Annotated in this window: 11 protein-coding genes, 1 tRNA gene and 1 pseudogene; 9 read left to right on the top strand and 4 right to left on the bottom strand. The window is 66.3% G+C overall.

Annotated features, from left to right (window positions below; all coding sequences use genetic code 11):
- Window positions 1-31 precede the first annotated feature (31 nt).
- Both glmU and glmS read left to right on the top strand, forming a co-directional pair.
- The gene (glmU, locus tag AC10V3_RS01125; protein ID WP_022533330.1) at window positions 32-1,396 is read left to right on the top strand and encodes a bifunctional UDP-N-acetylglucosamine diphosphorylase/glucosamine-1-phosphate N-acetyltransferase GlmU; all 1,365 of its coding nucleotides are present in this window, start codon (window positions 32-34) and stop codon (window positions 1,394-1,396) included.
- 112 nt (window positions 1,397-1,508) lie between these two features.
- Window positions 1,509-3,347 (top strand): glutamine--fructose-6-phosphate transaminase (isomerizing), encoded by a 1,839-nt coding sequence (gene glmS / locus AC10V3_RS01130; protein ID WP_022533331.1) that lies wholly within the window; start codon window positions 1,509-1,511, stop codon window positions 3,345-3,347.
- A 133-nt stretch (window positions 3,348-3,480) separates the two neighbouring features.
- Here glmS and AC10V3_RS01135 read toward each other — a convergent pair whose 3' ends face one another.
- Window positions 3,481-4,479 carry a LysR family transcriptional regulator gene (locus AC10V3_RS01135; RefSeq protein ID WP_349604736.1) on the bottom strand — a complete coding sequence of 333 codons (999 nt, stop codon included), beginning with the start codon at window positions 4,477-4,479 and terminating at the stop codon, window positions 3,481-3,483.
- A gap of 68 nt (window positions 4,480-4,547) precedes the next feature.
- Between AC10V3_RS01135 and AC10V3_RS01140 the strand changes: the two genes are divergently transcribed.
- The 4 genes from AC10V3_RS01140 to AC10V3_RS01155 all read left to right on the top strand — a co-directional run bounded on the left by AC10V3_RS01140 (window position 4,548) and on the right by AC10V3_RS01155 (window position 7,252).
- Window positions 4,548-5,528, top strand: coding sequence for a Bug family tripartite tricarboxylate transporter substrate binding protein (locus AC10V3_RS01140; protein WP_490922972.1), 981 nt, complete (start codon window positions 4,548-4,550; stop codon window positions 5,526-5,528).
- Window positions 5,529-5,812: 284 nt separating this feature from the next.
- Window positions 5,813-6,289 carry a bacterioferritin gene (gene bfr / locus AC10V3_RS01145; protein ID WP_022533334.1) on the top strand — a complete coding sequence of 159 codons (477 nt, stop codon included), beginning with the start codon at window positions 5,813-5,815 and terminating at the stop codon, window positions 6,287-6,289.
- A gap of 99 nt (window positions 6,290-6,388) precedes the next feature.
- Window positions 6,389-6,463: transfer RNA gene (locus AC10V3_RS01150), tRNA-Cys, on the top strand.
- Window positions 6,464-6,808: 345 nt separating this feature from the next.
- Window positions 6,809-7,252 carry a GNAT family N-acetyltransferase gene (locus AC10V3_RS01155; protein ID WP_022533335.1) on the top strand — a complete coding sequence of 148 codons (444 nt, stop codon included), beginning with the start codon at window positions 6,809-6,811 and terminating at the stop codon, window positions 7,250-7,252.
- Window positions 7,253-7,288: 36 nt separating this feature from the next.
- Here the strand turns inward: AC10V3_RS01155 and dmeF are convergent, their stop codons facing one another.
- Window positions 7,289-8,275 (bottom strand): CDF family Co(II)/Ni(II) efflux transporter DmeF, encoded by a 987-nt coding sequence (gene dmeF / locus AC10V3_RS01160; RefSeq protein WP_022533336.1) that lies wholly within the window; start codon window positions 8,273-8,275, stop codon window positions 7,289-7,291.
- 251 nt (window positions 8,276-8,526) lie between these two features.
- On the opposite strand from dmeF, the gene AC10V3_RS01165 reads away from it, so the two are divergent.
- Together AC10V3_RS01165 and AC10V3_RS01170 are read left to right on the top strand one after the other, a co-directional pair.
- A complete protein-coding gene (locus AC10V3_RS01165) occupies window positions 8,527-9,405 on the top strand; it encodes an alpha/beta fold hydrolase (RefSeq protein WP_490922974.1) in 879 nt (292 codons plus the stop codon).
- A 397-nt stretch (window positions 9,406-9,802) separates the two neighbouring features.
- Window positions 9,803-10,369, top strand: a pseudogene (locus tag AC10V3_RS01170) (acyloxyacyl hydrolase).
- A gap of 52 nt (window positions 10,370-10,421) precedes the next feature.
- On the opposite strand, the gene AC10V3_RS01175 reads toward AC10V3_RS01170, so the two are convergent.
- The gene (locus AC10V3_RS01175) at window positions 10,422-11,645 is read right to left on the bottom strand and encodes an RNA-guided endonuclease InsQ/TnpB family protein (protein WP_022533340.1); all 1,224 of its coding nucleotides are present in this window, start codon (window positions 11,643-11,645) and stop codon (window positions 10,422-10,424) included.
- Between the two features lie 22 nt (window positions 11,646-11,667).
- On the opposite strand from AC10V3_RS01175, the gene tnpA reads away from it, so the two are divergent.
- Entirely contained in the window at window positions 11,668-12,081 is a 414-nt protein-coding gene (gene tnpA / locus AC10V3_RS01180; protein WP_374063612.1) for an IS200/IS605 family transposase, read from the top strand.
- A 78-nt stretch (window positions 12,082-12,159) separates the two neighbouring features.
- Here the strand turns inward: tnpA and AC10V3_RS01185 are convergent, their stop codons facing one another.
- A complete protein-coding gene (locus AC10V3_RS01185; RefSeq protein WP_022533342.1) occupies window positions 12,160-13,626 on the bottom strand; it encodes an aminotransferase-like domain-containing protein in 1,467 nt (488 codons plus the stop codon).
- Between the last annotated feature and the right edge of the window lie 305 nt (window positions 13,627-13,931).

Consider the following 13,931-nt stretch of genomic DNA (forward strand, 5'->3'; position numbering starts at 1 on the left):
TTTTTGGACACACTCACTTAGGGGTCTCCTTGTGAATATCGTCATTCTCGCCGCGGGCATGGGCAAGCGGATGTATTCCGATTTGCCCAAGGTGCTGCACCCGGTTGCGGGGCGGCCCATGCTGGCCCACGTCCTGGATACGGCTCGTGCGCTGTCGCCGTCGCGGCTGGTCGTCGTCGTCGGTCACGGTGCCGCGCGCGTGCGCGAGGCCGTTGCCGCAGACGATGTCGCCTTCGCCGAGCAGGCCCAGCAGCTCGGCACGGGCCATGCGGTGATGCAGGCACTTCCATTGTTGGACGACAGCCAGCCTACATTGGTTCTGTATGGTGACGTGCCGCTCACTACCGCCGCCACGCTCAAGGCACTGGTGGCCGAAGCCGGCGCACGGCGCTTCGGGGTGCTGACGGTGGAAATGCCCGATCCGACCGGCTATGGTCGCATCGTGCGCGACGCCGCCGGCAACGTCGTCCGCATTGTCGAGCAAAAGGACGCCAGCGACGCGGTCAAGGCGATCCGCGAGATCAACACCGGCATTATCGTGTGCCCGACCGGCCACCTGCGCAAGTGGCTTTCCACACTGCGCAACGACAACGCCCAGGGCGAGTACTATCTGACGGACACCGTCGAGCGCGCCGCCACCGAAGGCGTGGAGATCGTCTCGGCCCAGCCTGCGGCGATCTGGGAGACGCTTGGCGTCAACAGCAAGCTGCAACTGGCGGAGGTCGAGCGCATCCACCAGGGCAACCAGGCCCGCCGCCTGCTGGAAGCCGGCGTGACGCTGCTGGATCCGGCCCGCATCGACGTGCGCGGCGAGCTGACCTGCGGCCGCGACGTCACCATCGACGTCGGCTGCGTGTTCGAAGGCCGCGTGCACCTGGAGGACGGTGCCCGGATCGGCGCCAATTGCGTGATCCGCAACAGCACCGTGGGTGCCGGCGCGCTGGTGCACCCGTTCTGCCATATCGACGAGGCCAGGATCGGCCCGGCCGGCCGCATCGGCCCGTACGCGCGCCTGCGCCCCGGCACCGAGCTGGGCGAGGACGTGCATATCGGCAATTTCGTCGAAGTCAAGAACGCACAGGTGGCTGCGCACAGCAAGGCCAACCACCTGGCCTATGTGGGCGACGCCACAGTGGGGTCGCGCGTCAACATTGGCGCGGGTACCATCACCTGCAACTATGACGGTGTGAACAAGCACCGCACGGTGATCGAGGACGATGTCTTTATCGGGTCCGACACGCAGCTGGTGGCGCCGGTGACGGTGCGCCGCGGCGCCACGTTGGGCGCCGGCACCACGCTGACCAAGGAGGCGCCCGCCGACAAGCTGACGCTGTCGCGGGCCAAGCAGCTGACCATCGACGCCTGGCAGCGTCCGGTCAAGCAGCCGAAGAAGTAATCGTCAGGCCGCCGCTTGAGCGGCCAGGGAAACGCCGCCTCCGCCTCGCCGGGGCGGCGTCAGTGGTTTGATACCGGCGCCGCACAGGCGGCGCCTGAAACGGGGGTTCACCATGTGTGGCATCGTCGGCGCGGTTTCAACGCGCAATATCGTTCCGGTCCTGATCGAAGGGCTGCGCCGCCTGGAGTATCGCGGCTATGACTCGTGCGGCGTCGCCGTCGTGCGCGACGATGCGGTCGAGCGCGCGCGCACCGTGTCGCGCGTGGCCGACCTGGACGCGCAGACCCAGGCCTCGGGCCTGTCCGGCTTTACCGGCGTCGCGCATACCCGCTGGGCCACCCACGGCAAGCCCGATACCGTCAACGCGCACCCGCACCTGTCGGGCGAGACCATCGCGCTGGTGCACAACGGCATCATCGAGAACTACGAGCCGCTGCGCGAGGAACTGCGCGCGGTCGGCTACGGCTTCGAGTCGCAGACTGACTCGGAAGTGGTCGCCCACCTGATCCACCAGGCCTACACCTACCCGAGCAGCGCCACGCGCGGCGACCTGTTCGGCTCGGTGCGCGCGGTGACCAAGCGCCTGCACGGCGCCTACGCCATCGCCGTATTCGCCAAGGACCTGCCCGGCGTCGTGGTCGGCGCGCGCGCCGGTTCGCCGCTGGTGGTGGCGCTGGGCGAGAACGAGGCCTTCCTCGCCTCCGACGCGCTTGCCGTGGCCGGCACCGCCAACCGCATCATCTACCTGGAAGAGGGTGATGTGGTCGAGATCTCGCTGGATGGCGTGGCCATCCACGACGCACAAGACCACGCGGTCGAGCGCGAGGCGCACTTGGTCGAAGCCCACGCCGCGTCGGTCGAACTGGGCCCATACCGCCACTTCATGCAGAAGGAAATCTTCGAGCAGCCGCGCGCGCTGGGCGACACGCTGGAAGGCATCGATACCATCTCGCCGGCACTGTTCGGCCCAGGCGCCGCCGAGGTCTTTGCCGGCATCGACAGCATCCTGATCCTGGCCTGCGGCACCAGCTACTACTCCGGCTGCACCGCCAAGTACTGGCTGGAAAGCATCGCCAAGATCCCGACCCAGGTCGAGGTTGCCAGCGAATACCGCTACCGCGACACCGTGCCGAATCCGCGCGCGCTGGTGGTGGTGATCTCGCAGTCCGGCGAGACCGCGGACACCATGGCCGCGCTGCGCCACGCACGCGCGCTCGGCCATGTCCATACGCTGGCGGTGTGCAACGTCGCCACCAGCGCGATGGTGCGCGAAACCGAACTGCGCTTCCTGACCCGCGCCGGCACCGAGATCGGCGTGGCCTCGACCAAGGCCTTCACCACGCAGCTGGCCGCGCTGTACATGCTGACGCTGGCGCTGGCCAAGACGCGCGGCCTGCTGACCGATGAGGCCGAGGCTCGCGACCTGGCCAACCTGCGCCACCTGCCCGCCGCGCTGCACGGCGTGCTGGCGCTGGAGCCGCAGATCATCGCCTGGTCGGAAGACTTCGCGCGCCGCGAGAACGCGCTGTTCCTGGGCCGTGGCCTGCACTACCCGATCGCGCTGGAAGGCGCGCTCAAGCTCAAGGAAATCTCGTATATCCATGCCGAGGCCTATCCGGCGGGCGAACTGAAGCACGGGCCGCTGGCGCTGGTGACCGAGGCGATGCCGGTGGTCACGGTCGCGCCCAATGACGCGCTGCTGGAAAAGCTCAAGTCCAATATCCAGGAAGTGCGCGCGCGCGGTGGCCGGCTCTATGTGTTTGCCGACAGCGATACGCAGATCCAGTCGTCGGACGGCATCCAGGTGATCCGCATGCCTGAGCACTATGGCGACCTGTCGCCGATCCTGCATGTGGTGCCGCTGCAGCTGCTGGCGTATCACACGGCGTGTGCGCGGGGAACGGATGTGGACAAGCCGCGCAACCTGGCGAAGTCGGTGACGGTGGAGTAAGTCGGCGCATCATCATGCAAAAGAGGCCCTTCCGGGCCTCTTTGCTTTGGTGCGCAGGCTCACGCCACATACAGCAGGCACGCCCGCGCTGTCAGCGGATACACCAAGCTTGTGCCAGTGAGCCACGGGCGGGTCAGCCTGCATGCGGCGGCGCACCTTGGCTTTGCGCCAGCACTTCATGCACCAGCGCCGCGAACGCGCGTACGGCCGGCGAGGGCGAGTGCCCGGCCAGCGACACGATGCCGTACTGCGCCCTGAGTTCGCTGGGCGGGCGCATCGGCAGGGCCACCGCCGCGCCTTGCGCACAGGCGTCGGCCATCATCGCCGCCGGTACCAGCGCCACGGCGTCGGTGCCCAGCATCAGCGTGCGCAGCGCGTGCATGTCGTTGCAGGTGACGGTCAACAGGGCGGGGGCGTCTTCGCCGGCCGGGCCGGCATTCTCACCAGCATCGTGCAGCGCTTGCCGGAAGAAATCGCGGATATGCGGCGGCAGCCGCGGCCCCGCCACCGGGAAGGCCGTCAGCGCGGGGAGGCTGACTTCGCGCAACTGCGCCAGCGGATGCGCGCGGCGCACGAAGAACCCGGTCTCGAGCGCCGGCAGCCGCTCGATCTGCAGGTGGCCGAGCGCCGCCAGGCTGCGGCTTTCTCCGACGAAGATGTCGAGCCGCTCGGCTTCCAGCGCGCGCAGCATGGCCGGGGTGTCGGCGGTCTCCACGTCGATGCGCAGGCGCGGGTAGCGCCGCACCAGCGCCTCCAGCACCGGATCGAGCAGGAACGACGCGGCGAACGGCCCGAAACCGGCGCGGATCTCGCCGATCTCCACGTCCTCCAGCAGCTGCAGGTCGCGCCGCAGCTCGCGGCCCTCGCGCAGCATGCGCCGCGCGCGTTCCAGCACCAGCGCGCCGGCTGCGGTCGGGCGCACTTTGCCGTAGCTGCGGTCGATCAGCTGGCCCAGGTCGGCTTCCAGCGCCTGGATGCTGCGCGTCAGTGCCGGCTGCGACAGGTGCAGTGCGGTGGCGGCGCGGGCAAAGCTGCCCTGTTCGACCAGGGTGACGAAGTGATGCAGCTGCCTTATTCCCATCAAGCCCATGAACTTAACCGTTTCTGCATGGAAATATGAAAAATATTGCATTGGACGTGGTTTCTCAAGCCCGCTACCGTTGTCCTCCAAAACCATAAAGACGACCTGGAGACGACGACATGAACCGACGCGCAATGCTCGCGCTCGCACTCGGCGGGCTTACGCTCAGCCTGGCCCTGCCGGCCGCGGCGCAAACCTATCCCGTCAAGCCCATCCGCATCGTGGTGCCCTATGTGGCCGGCGGCGGCACCGACACCATTGCCCGCGCCATGGGTGAGAAGCTCAGCAAGCGGCTGGGCCAGCCCGTGGTGGTGGACAACAAGGCCGGCGCCTCCGGCATCATCGGCACCGACGCCGTGGCCAAGGCCGCGCCCGACGGCTACACGCTGCTGCTGACGATCACGCAGTCGGTGCTGACCAACCAGTTCCTGTACGAGAAGCTGCCCTACGCCCCGCGCAAGGACCTGACCATGATCAGCGTGCTGGCCGATGCGCAACTGGTGCTGGTGGTGCATCCGTCGGTGCCGGCGCGCACGGTGCGTGAGCTGGGCGACTACGCGCGCGCCCGGCCGGGCAAGGTCACCTATGCCTCGTGGGGCGTGGGCTCGCTGTCGCATCTGAGCGGCGCCTACTTCAGCAAGCTCACGCGCGGCGATGCCACGCACGTGCCGTACAAGGGCGAGGCGCCAATGATGCAGGACCTGCTGGGCGGCCAGGTGCAGTTCGGCTTTGCCAGCATCCTGACGGCCAAGCCGTATATCCAGAGCGGCAAGCTCAAGGCCCTGGCAGTCACCGGCACGCAGCGTAGCAGCGCGCTGCCGGAGATGCCGACCTTTGCCGAATCCGGCATGCAGGACAGCGCCTTCAAGACGCTGGGATGGATCGGCCTGCTGGCGCCGGTGGGGGTGCCCGCGCCGGTGGTCGCAAAGCTGGAAGGCGAGGTGCGCGCAATCCTGCAGACGCCGGATATGCAGGCGCGGCTGGTGGCGCTGGGACTGCGCACCGTGGGCAGTTCGCCGGCCGAGGCGCAGGCGCTTTATGCGCGCGACTGGCCGGTGCTGAAAACGCTGGTGGCGGATTCGGGCGCGAAGCTGGACTGATTATTCCTGCCTGAATCCCGAGGACGGGCGGCGCGGCGGATACCGCGTCCGCCCGTTTTTCATTTGGTTATCGTGTGCGAATCGGACGAATAGAGGGCGAATAGAAACTATTGCCATTCGCATCCTCAATTAGCCCGGGGAAACTGGAAAACCCGCCGAATTCGCTTGATGTACGCCTTGGCCGGACTACCATGAAAGCCACGACGGGAGATTCCCTGCGGATATTCCGTGTGCATGAAAATAATAATTGATCCACCCGTATCGAGGGGTCGTTAGGGGTTGCCATGAAAAGCGACAAAAAGGTGATCCAGTTGCTCAATGGCCAGCTCAGGCATGAGCTCACCGCGATCAACCAGTATTTCCTGCATGCCCGCATGTACGGGCATTGGGGGCTCAATGCCCTGGGCAAGCACGAATACGAGGAATCGATCGAGGAAATGAAGCATGCCGACAAGCTGATCGAGCGCATCCTGCTGCTTGACGGCCTGCCCAACCTGCAGGACCTGAACAAGCTGCTGATCGGCGAAAACACCGAGGAAATGCTCGGCTGCGACCTGAAGCTGGAGCAGGTCTCGCAGGCAAGCTGCAAGGATGCGATCAAGTATTTCGAATCGGTCGGCGACTACGTGTCGCGCAAGGTCGTGGTCGATATCCTGGAGGCCACCGAAGAGCATATCGACTGGCTTGAAGCGCAGCTCGAACTGATTGGCAAGGTCGGCGCGCAGAACTATATCCAGTCCGCCATGGGCGACATCGGCTAGCCGCTCCGGGGCAGCGCCTGCGCGGTGCCCTGCAGACTTTTCCATTTCCCGCTACACTGCGGCCCGCAACCCGACGCGCCTGTATGACGCGTCGTCCACGGCGGGGTGGCAGAGTGGTGATGCAACGGCCTGCAAAGCCGTGTACGACGGTTCGATTCCGTATCCCCGCCTCCAGTATTCTCTTGCCGGCGCATTGCCGCCGGGCGTGAACGGCATCCCGTTCCTTTGCGCTGCGCGACGCTCCTGCAACGCTCTCATCTCTCAGCGTTTTCCCGCATACCACTCCGGCCGCGTGAACGCGCAGCCATGCGCGCGCCTGCGCCAAAATAACCTACGTATTTCCGTACACCCCCCTTATTCGGTTTCATCCCTGATAGATCAAAGCGGGCGGATCGAGTAGTGTTGCGCGTCAGGCCAAAACGGCCTGCGTGCATAGCGCGCCGCCTGCCGGCAGCGCAACCATGACCGGGCTTCCATGGTGTTCCCGTCGCTAAGTGATGTGAAGAAGAGAGGCTCCAGATGATCAAGGACCTGCGGATCCGGGCGGCCATGCCCTCGGACGCGCCAGCCGTGGGCGCAGTGCTCGAGCGTTGCGGCCTGCCGACAGACGATGTGTTCCGCTTGCTGGAGCACTTCCACGTCGCCATTCTCGAATCGCAGATCATCGGCTGCGCTGCCGGTGAGCTGTTCGGTCAGACCGTGGTCATCCGCTCGGTCGCCGTGCTGCCAGAGCACCGCGACCAGGGCGTGGCCACGCACGTGGTGCATGCCGCGCTGATGCGCGCGCGTGCCAACGGCGCGCGGCGCGCGGTGCTGCTGGCCTCGAGTTGCCCCAGCTATTTCGCCCGCTACGGCTTTACGCTGGTGCCGGCCGCCAAGCTGCCGCAGGAGGTGATGTCCTCCAGCGAATTCCATCGCCATACGGATACGCCGCCGCTGTGCATGTGGTGCGAGTTGAGCTGAGCCCGCACCAGGTGGAGTGAGCGGGAGATGCGCGCGTCAGTGCGCGCCATCCTCGCAGCGGCTGATCTCCACCGTCACGTGCACCAGTTCCTCGTGCACGGACAGCGCCTGCCGCACGCGTTGCGGCGTCAGCGCCTGGTCATGCGTCACCAGGCTGACGATGCAGGCGAACTTCTGCCGGCCTACGCGCCATACATGCAGGTCGGTCACGCTGGTAGGTTGCTCACCCTGGTTGTGGCCATGGTCGAGGCTCGCCAGCACCTCGCGCACTTCTTCCACCACTGGGTGGTCCATCTCGCGGTCCAGCAGCACCGTGCCGCTCTGGCGCAGCAGGCCGATCGCCCACTTGCCCACCAGCGCCGCGCCCACCAGCCCCATCACCGGGTCCAGCCAGGCCAAGCCCAGCCACCAGCCGCCGGCCAGCGCGACGAGCGCGAGCACCGAGGTCGCGGCATCGGCCAGCACGTGCATATAGGCGGCGCGCAGGTTGATGTCGTGGTGGTGCTGGCCGTCGTGGTCATGGTGATGGTGGCCATGCCCGTGATCGTGGCCATGATCGTGCCCGTGTGAATGCCCGCCGAGGATCAGCGCGCAGCCCAGGTTGACCAGCAGTCCCAGCGCGGTCACGGCCATGGCCTCGCGGTAGTGGATTGCCTGCGGGCTGAACAGCCGCTCGACCGAGCCCGCCGCCATCAGCGCCGCGATGCCCAGCAGGAACACCGCGCTGGCAAAGCCGGCCAGCACCTCGATCTTCCAGGTGCCGAAGGCAAAGCGCCAGTCGCCGGCATAGCGCCGCGCGGCCGCATAGGCAAAGGCCGACAGGCCGATGGCAAGGGCGTGCGAACTCATGTGCCAGCCATCGGCCAGCAGCGCCATCGAGTTGAACCAGAGGCCAGCGGCGATTTCCACCACCATGGTGACGGCGGTGATCGCCATCACCAGGCGCGTGCCGCGCTCGGCGGCGCGGTTGCCGGTGTCGAAGGCGTGGCTGTGGGTCCACGCTGACAGGTCGTGGGTGTGCATCGTCAGGTCCTGCTCAGAGCTTGAAGTCGGTCAGTCGCGACCCTGCGGGGCGGCCATTCACTCAGGCAAGGGTAGCAGAGCACCAGTGCGCCAACGGCTACATCCCTGACGGGCGCAGGGGCGGGTAGCCGGCCCAGATTGATGAATGCCTGGAACGAATGAGTGTCGCCAGAGGAAATCATTTCCATGGATTTCGTGATTACACTTAGCCATCGGACGCCAATGCCAGCGGCCAGCACAGGAGACAGACGATGTTCGAAGGATTCACGCCGCACCGGATCGATTGCGGCGAGGTAGCCATACACGCGGTGGCGGGCGGGCAGGGCCCGGGTTTGCTGCTGCTGCACGGCCACCCGCAGACGCATGTGATCTGGCACAAGGTGGTGCCGGTGCTGGCGCAGCACTTCACCGTGGTGGCGGCCGACCTGCGCGGCTATGGCGACAGCGACAAGCCCGCCGGCCTGCCTGACCACGCCAACTACAGCAAGCGCACCATGGCCGCCGACCAGCTCGCGGTAATGCGCGCGCTGGGTTTCGACCAGTTCAGCGTGCTGGCGCACGATCGCGGCGCGCGCGTGGCGCACCGGCTGGCGGTCGACCATCCCGAGGCCGTGCAAAAGCTGGTGACGCTCGACATCGCGCCCACGCTGGCCATGTACGAGCAGACCCACGAGGCCTTTGCCCGCGCCTACTGGCACTGGTTCTTCCTGATCCGCCCGGCGCCGTTCCCCGAGACCCTGATCGAGGCCGATCCCGCGCTCTACCTGCGCCAGACCATGGGCAGCCGCAGCGCCGGGCTGGCGCCGTTCACCGACGCCGCCATGGCCGAGTACCTGCGCTGCCTGAGCCTGCCTGGCGCCGCCCACGGCCTGTGCGAGGACTACCGCGCCAGCGCCTCGATCGACCTGGAACATGACCGCGCGGACCTCGCTGCGGGGCGCATGGTCGAGTGCGAGATGCTGGCGCTGTGGGGCGAGCACGGCGCGGTGGGCCAGTGTTTCCGGCCGCTGGAAGCGTGGCGCGAGGTGGCGCGCCGGGTGCGCGGCCATGCGCTGCCGAGCGGGCACTACATCGCCGAAGAGATTCCTGAGCGCCTGCTCGAGGAAGTGCTGCCTTTCCTGCGCGGCTGACGGCGCCGCCGGCTGCTGCTGCCTTGCGGCGCAGCCGGTTTCCTCATGCCGGGTAGGCCCGGCACCTTTCCAAGCGCCCGGTTTCTGGAAGCGGTGTGTTTTCCACGTTGTGAAATATCCCAGTGTTTTGCTGGGATATTTCCGACGCCCTTACATACATTCATGAATGGATGTATGATTCGGCGAAGAATTCACATTGCCACAACATCTTTGTTGTCGTTTCCGAGATGAGCTACCGATTCATTGCCATTTGCCTCACCTCCTGGGTGGCCGTCTGCGCCACCGCGGGCTGGGTCGTCGAGCGCCTCTGGAGCTGACGCCGCGCCGGGGAGCGGCGCCGGTCATGCTCCCGCCAGAATAAAAAAAGCAGCACCCGAATCAGAAGAAGACGGCTCGCATGCGTACCCTCACCGCCTTGCTCGACCGGCTGGCCAGTAAGGCTGCCATTGCCGTGGCTGCGGCATTTACCCTGTGCGGCACCGCCTACGCCGACCCCGCCGTGTACGTCGCCTTCGGGCGCGACCCTGGCCACGACATCAACAAGTACGAGATCGGGCTGAACTGAGATTCCGGCTTTGCCTGGGGCAATCCACAGGGGTGGCTGGCCAGGCTGCAGTGGGAAGTGGAACTGGCCGAGTGGAACACGCGCAGCGGCACCAACCGCCGCAACATCACCGAGCTGGGCTTCTCGCCGATCTTGCGCGTGGAAAAGCGCGGCGGCGCGCTGGTGCCGTTCCTGGAGGCGTCGGTGGGCGCGCGCGTGCTCAGCCATACCAGCACCTCCGGCGAGCACCAGTTCAGCACCGCCTTCCAGTTCTCGGACATGATCGGCGTGGGCGTGGCCTTCGGCCCCAAGCAGGCGGCCGAGGCCGGCTTCCGCTTCCAGCACATCTCCAATGCCGGTATCAAGAATCCCAACCCGGGCTCCAACTTCTACACCGGCTACCTGCGCTATCGCTTCTGATTCTTTCCGTTGACATCCTCCCCGACCTGAAGGCCGGAGATTCCTACGGCGCTCAGACGCGGCATTGAGCCGCCCCTGAGTCGCTTCGGTGGGTTCCTGCTGCTGACGCCGTTACCGCAGCGTTCACTTCACAGGCTAACCGGGCGTGTCCCGCCCTTAGAACATTGATCGCGCCGACCACATCGGCATTTTCCTCGAAACCGCATTCCACGCACTCGAACCGGGCTTGCGTCTGGCGGTTGTCTGCCGAGACATGGCCGCAGCATGGACAGGTGCGGCTCGTGTTCTGCGGTGGCACGGCGATGAGATAGCCACCGTTCCAAGCCAGCTTGTAGTCCAGTTGGCGGCGGAACTCGAACCAGCCTTGATCGAGGATGGCTTTGTTCAGGCCGGACTTGGCCTGAACCTGCTTACCCGGCTGTTCGGTGCTGCCTGCCGCCGACCTGGACATGTTCCGTACCTGCAAGTCCTCGATACACACCATCGCGTGGTTTTGGCTGATCGTGGTGGAGCACTTGTGGAGGTAGTCGCGGCGGGCATTGCCGAGGCGGGAATGGATGCGCTGGACGCGGGCTTTCGCCTTCTTCCAGTTGCTGCTGAACTTCTGTTTGCGGCTCATCGCCTGCTGCGCTTTGCGCAGCGCGGCCTCTTGCCGCTTGAAACTATTGAGCGGGGCGTAGAACGTCCCGTCCGAAAGCGTGGCGAACCGGGCAACACCCATGTCGATGCCAACCGCGCTCGCGGCCCGTGCCACCGGCTGTTCGACCTCACGCTCGGTCTGGATCGACACGAACCACTTGCCGCAGGACTGCCTGACTGTGACGTTCTTCACCACCCCCAGCACCTTCCGGCTGTTGCGGTATCGCAGCCAGCCCAGCTTGGGCAAAAACAGGCGGCTGCTGGCCTGGTCGAGCTTGATTTGCTTGGGGTCGGGATAGCGGAAACTGTCGCCCTGGCCCTTCTTCTTGAAGCGCGGAAAGTCGGCCCGCTTGGCAAAGAAGTTGCCGTAGGCCCGCTCCAAATCTTTGAGCGTCTGTTGCAGCGGATGAACCGGCGCATCGGCCAGCCATGCGGTTTCCGTGCTGTTGCGCCACTCGGTGAGCAGCTTGCACAGTCCGGCGTAGCCGTGCTTCTTCTCGCCTTGCTCGTAACGAGCCTTCTGCAACGCCAGTGCCTTGTTGAAGACGAACCGGCACGAACCAGAAAAGCGACGCATGTTGCGTTGCTGCTCGCCGGTCGGCATCAGTTCGTACTTGTAGGCTTGAAGTCGCTGCATGGCTCAATCATACTCTTGGCCTATGAGCGATGACAACGATATTAGACACGGAAGACACTGTGTTTTCAAGATGCACGTCCATTTGGTCTTCGTGGCGAAATACCGCCGCAGAGTGTTCGACGGCGACGCCATCAAACGGCTGCACGCCATCTTCGACAAGGTATGCGCCGACTTCGAGGCGAACTTGATCGAGATGGACGGCGAGGACGATCACGTTCACCTGCTGGTGGAGTACCCGCCAAAGGTCGCGGTGTCGAATCTGGTGAACAGCCTCAAGGGCGTGTCCAGCCGCCTGCTGCGCAAGGAAAGACCCGACATCCAGAAACGCTACTGGAAGGGCGTGCTGTGGTCGCCTTCCTACTTCGCATCATCCTGTGGCGGCGCACCGATCGCCATCGTGCGCCAGTACATCGAACAACAGCAGACCCCACACTGAAAAACCAACAGCAAGGACGGCTACGCCGTCCGCGCTATCCTTCCCCACCATGAATGGCGGGGCTTGCCGCGCACTGGGTCAGGCCGCCGCCGCGCGCGGCGCCTGCGCCAGGCTGTCGAAGAACTGCCATAGCTGCGGCGCATCGCCGGTGGCCACGTTGAAGCGGATCCACGGCGAATCGGTCTCGTCCGGCTCGAAGTACGAGCCCGGGGCCAGCCAGATGCCGTGTTCCAGCGCCAGCGTCGCCAGCCGGTTGCCGTGCAGCGGCTCGCCGCGCCTGCTGGCCTGCAGCCGCGCCTGTACCGCCTCGCTCAGCCGCGCCCACGCGAACATCCCGCCTTCCGGGCGCAGCAGCACTTCCAGCCCGTGGGCTTCCATCTTCTCGGTCACACGGTCCTGCTGCGCGCGCAGCCGTTCGGCCAGCGCCGCCACGTGGCGGCCGTAGTGGCCGCTGGTCAGCACCGAATAGACCAGCCGCTCCGTCACCTCCGACGAGGTCAGGCCGACCGCCATCTTGGTGCGCGCGAAGGCCTTGGCCAGGTCCGGGCTGGCGGCGAGATAGCCGACGCGCAGCGAAGGCGTGATGGTCTTGGAGAACCCGTTGACGTAGACCACCTGCGACAGTCCGTCCATGGCCGCCAGCATCGGCGAGCCGGCGGGCGCCAGTTCGCGATAGATGTCGTCTTCCACCACCAGCAGCCGGTGTTGCTCGGCCAGTTGCAGCACGCGGAAGGCGTTCATGCTGCTCAGGCTGGCGCCGGTCGGGTTCTGCAGCACGGTGTTGACGAACAGCGCGCGCGGCGCGTGCGCGCGGATGGCATCGTCCAGCGCATCGGTATCGAGCCCCGCCGCCGAGCGCGGCACGCCGACCACGCGCAAGCCAGCCAGCCGCAGGATCTGCAAGAGATTGCAGTAGCAGGGGGATTCCACCAGCACCGTGTCGCCGGCGCGCAGCAGCGTGCGCACCACCAGGTCCAGCGCCTGCGTCGCGCCCTGCGTCAGCACCACCTGCTGCGCCTGCAGCGGGATGCCGTACTGGCCCAGGCTGGTGGCGATATGCTCGCGCAGCGGCGCGAAACCGTACGGGTGGCCATAGCCCGATAGTTGCGCCGCCGGTACCCGCGCCGAGGCGCGCATGGCCTGGTGCAGCCCTTCCTCGTTGAGCCAGTCGCCGGGCAGCCAGCCCGCGCCCGCCTTGATCGGCACGGAGTGGTCGGCAAACACATCGGAGAGCAGCCACGCCGCGTTCAGCCCCGGTGCTTCCCATTGCGGCGCGCGTGCGTGGCCGGTGGGCGCATGGCGGTGCGCCACGGTATAGCCCGAGCCGGCACGCGCCGCCAGGTAGCCCAGCGCGGTCAGCCGGCCATAGGCCTCGGCCACGGTGAAGGTGCTGACGTGATGGTGCTGCGCAAAGCGGCGCACCGAGGGCAGCGCGGTGCCGGCGCGCAGCGCGCGCTGCTCCACCAGCTCGGCGATACCGGCCACGATCTGCTCGGTCAGGGTTTCGCCGCCGCGGCGGCTGCGGGTCAGGTTCAGGGTCAGCATCAGGCACTCTGGCAGGCACGAACCTGTACAGTTTAGCGGCCCGCACCGGGGCTCGCTCAGGCCCGCGTTCCGCCACGCGAAATTTGCCGCAGTGCAGCGTGGGATGCCGCACGGCGGTCCGGTGCGGCATGTGGCACGGTGGTGGGCCGGCCACACCCCGGCAACGCTTGCCTGTACGGTTGCGCGTGAGCAAACTGTACGGTAAGGCAGTGCTGTCAGGACTGTATATTTTGTCGGCCAGAGGCCGCCGGTAGAGTGGCCGTCATTGCCGCCGTTTCCTTGCCTGCACCTTTTTACGAGCAAGG

It is taken from the genome of Cupriavidus sp. PB-02, from assembly GCF_058252315.1.

Excerpts from the sequence above, each read along its gene's own strand:
- glmS (WP_022533331.1), top strand. The coding sequence starts at position 1,509 with ATGTGTGGCATCGTCGGCGCGGTTTCAACGCGCAATATCGTTCCGGTC.
- AC10V3_RS01135 (WP_349604736.1), bottom strand. The coding sequence starts at position 4,479 with ATGCAATATTTTTCATATTTCCATGCAGAAACGGTTAAGTTCATGGGC.
- AC10V3_RS01140 (WP_490922972.1), top strand. The coding sequence starts at position 4,548 with ATGAACCGACGCGCAATGCTCGCGCTCGCACTCGGCGGGCTTACGCTC.
- bfr (WP_022533334.1), top strand. The coding sequence starts at position 5,813 with ATGAAAAGCGACAAAAAGGTGATCCAGTTGCTCAATGGCCAGCTCAGG.
- AC10V3_RS01155 (WP_022533335.1), top strand. The coding sequence starts at position 6,809 with ATGATCAAGGACCTGCGGATCCGGGCGGCCATGCCCTCGGACGCGCCA.
- dmeF (WP_022533336.1), bottom strand. The coding sequence starts at position 8,275 with ATGCACACCCACGACCTGTCAGCGTGGACCCACAGCCACGCCTTCGAC.
- AC10V3_RS01165 (WP_490922974.1), top strand. The coding sequence starts at position 8,527 with ATGTTCGAAGGATTCACGCCGCACCGGATCGATTGCGGCGAGGTAGCC.
- AC10V3_RS01175 (WP_022533340.1), bottom strand. The coding sequence starts at position 11,645 with ATGCAGCGACTTCAAGCCTACAAGTACGAACTGATGCCGACCGGCGAG.
- tnpA (WP_374063612.1), top strand. The coding sequence starts at position 11,668 with ATGAGCGATGACAACGATATTAGACACGGAAGACACTGTGTTTTCAAG.
- AC10V3_RS01185 (WP_022533342.1), bottom strand. The coding sequence starts at position 13,626 with ATGCTGACCCTGAACCTGACCCGCAGCCGCCGCGGCGGCGAAACCCTG.